1 protein-coding gene is annotated in these 2596 nt (G+C 58.1%); it reads left to right on the top strand.

Features of this window, described 5'->3' with window-relative positions; translation table 11 throughout:
• Positions 1-100: 100 nt before the first annotated feature.
• Positions 101-2497, top strand: a complete 2397-nt coding sequence (locus tag SPHV1_RS03470) for a TonB-dependent receptor (protein ID WP_054944686.1) — start codon at positions 101-103, stop codon at positions 2495-2497.
• Positions 2498-2596 lie beyond the last annotated feature (99 nt).

Raw genomic sequence — 2596 nt, 5'->3', positions numbered from 1 at the left:
TTTTACTCCGCCGTTGACACTTTGCTTGGGACGCGCAATACAAGCACTGCCTAGTGTATCAAGGGCCGGGGCGAAATAAACAAGCGAGGGGATGTTTCGGATGAGGAAAGTTATAGGCAGGTCGCAACAGGCTTCGCTGTGTTCGATTGCGCTCGCGTTATCTTCGGCCGGCCTTGGCTCCGCGCCGGCTTTCGCCCAGACGCCGCAGGACGACGCCGATGCGAATATTGCCGATATCGTCGTCACCGCTAACAAGCGGGAGCAGAAGCTCAACGATGTGGGCCTCACCGTCGCCGTCGTTTCCGGCGACGCGCTCAAGAACCAGCAGATCAACTCGCTGGCGGATTTGGCCCAAACAATTCCAAGCCTGAGCTTTACAAACACATCAAGCAATACACCTGTCTATACGCTACGCGGCGTCGGCTTTTACGAGACCTCGATCGGCGCCTATCCCACCGTCAGCGTCTATTCGGACGAGGTGCCGCTGTCATTCCCGGTTCTGGCTTCGCATTCAGCCTATGACCTGGAGCGGGTCGAAGTGCTCAAGGGTCCTCAGGGGACACTGTTCGGGCAGAATGCGACCGGCGGCGCGATCAACTATATCGCCGCCAAGCCCACCGACACATTCCATGCTGGCGCAAATCTCAGTTATGGCAGATTCAACGAGGTGATTGGCGAGGGCTATGTCAGTGGCCCGCTATCGGACACGCTCAAGGCCCGGCTGAGCGGTCGCTCGGAGCGCGCCGACGGCTGGCAGATCAGCAACTCCCGCCCGAACGACCGCAACGGCAAGGTCGAAAATTATATGGGGCGCTTGCAAATCGCTTTCGAGCCGTCCGACAGCGCACGCTTCCTGCTCAACATCAACGGCTGGGCGGACAAGAGCGAGACCGCCGCCGCCCAATATATAGGACTGACGCCGCAAAATCCGATTCTGGATCCCGCTGTAGCGGCAGCGCCGTTCTCGCCCCTGACGCCGCGCGCGGCCGAGTGGACGCCTGGAGTTCCATTCGCCGACAACCGCATGTGGCAAACGTCACTCCGCGCCGATATCGATGTGACCGACAGCGTCACCCTGACCTCGCTCACCGCCTATGTCGATTACAAGCAGCGGCAGGGAACCGACGGCGACGGCTTGCCAACCAGAGACGTCGATCTTCTCCAGGACAGGGGCACCATCAAAAACTTCTCGCAAGAATTGAGGCTGGCCAATGCCAGCCAGAGCAGCCTGCGGTGGGTATTGGGGACGAATTACGAAGACAGCAAGGTCGGTCAAGTCGTCAGTGTGGATATCTCGGATACATCCTCCAACGCGACGTTGGGCACTGTTTTCGGATATCCTATTACGAACGCCACCCTTTCGGCTTTCCAGCGGATGACCAATTACGCATTTTTTGGAAATGTCGAATATGATGTTGCCGATACCATCACGCTGAAGGGTGGCGTACGCTACACCAACGCCAAGACCTCGGTTAACAGCTGCAACGCGGACCTGTCCGGAATCCCGTTCGATACAGGGCCCTTCTTCTTCGACGTCCTGCTCGGCGGCGCCGCCGGACCCTATCGGACGGGGGATTGTTTCGCGATCAATCTCCTGGACCATGCGGTCGGAAGCGTGGCGCCGGGCTCACCGGGCAATTATGTCGATACGCTGCATGAAGACAATATATCCTGGCGCGTGGGTGTCGACTGGAAACCCAAGCCCGGCATCCTGCTCTATGCCAACGTGGCGAAGGGCTATAAGGCGGGAAGCTTTCCCACCGTTTCGGCCTTTGAGTTCAACCAGTATCTTCCGGTGACACAGGAATCAGTGCTGGCCTACGAAGCAGGGTTCAAGGCATCCCTGCTCGACCGTGCGCTGCAGCTCAATGGTGCGGCATTCTATTACGACTATAAGGACAAGCAGTTGCGTTCGAAGGAGGATGCCGGGCCGTTCGGCATCCTCGACGTGCTCCAGAATATTCCCAAGTCCACCGTCAAGGGTTTTGAACTGGAATTTGTTGCACGGCCCGTTTCATCACTGGTCGTCAGCAGCACCTTTACCTATCTGGATGCCAAGATCGACGAATTTTCGGGTATCAATGCGGCCGGCGTTCCTGCCAATTTCGCCGGCGTCGCCGTTCCCTACACGCCGAAATATCAGCTCGGGACGAACATAGACTATGAGTTCCCGATCAGTGAGGCCCTCAATGGCTTTGTGGGGGGGAGCCTGACCTATCGTTCGAGCACCGTTTCGGTGATCGGTGGCAATCTGAATCCGTCGACCCTTACGGCGTCAGCCGTCGCCGGAGCGCCGCTCTTCCGCATCACCAGCTATGCGTTGGTCGATTTGCGCGCGGGAATTCAATCCGCCAACGGGCGCTGGCGCTTTTCCCTGTGGGGAAAGAACGTCCTCGACAAATATTATTGGAACAATGTGGTCGCGGATTTCGACACCGTGGTGCGGTACGCGAACAAGCCGGCCACCTATGGCGCCAGCGTGGCCTTCAAATATTGATGGCGATGGCTGCAAATGCCGGCTCCCCTGCGAAGCTCGGTCCGGCTTGTCCAAAGCGCTGCGGAATAGAGCTCCTAAAAGGGCTCTGTTGCAAAAATC

Source organism: Novosphingobium sp. KN65.2 (assembly GCF_001368935.1).
In the GTDB taxonomy this organism is placed as follows: Bacteria; Pseudomonadota; Alphaproteobacteria; order Sphingomonadales; family Sphingomonadaceae; genus Novosphingobium; species Novosphingobium mathurense.
Note: the sequence above shows the minus strand (reverse complement) of the source record. Positions and strands in the feature narration are given on the sequence as shown.

Bases quoted from the DNA above. Each gene is read 5' to 3' on its own strand.
- SPHV1_RS03470 (WP_054944686.1), top strand. From the start codon at position 101: ATGAGGAAAGTTATAGGCAGGTCGCAACAGGCTTCGCTGTGTTCGATT.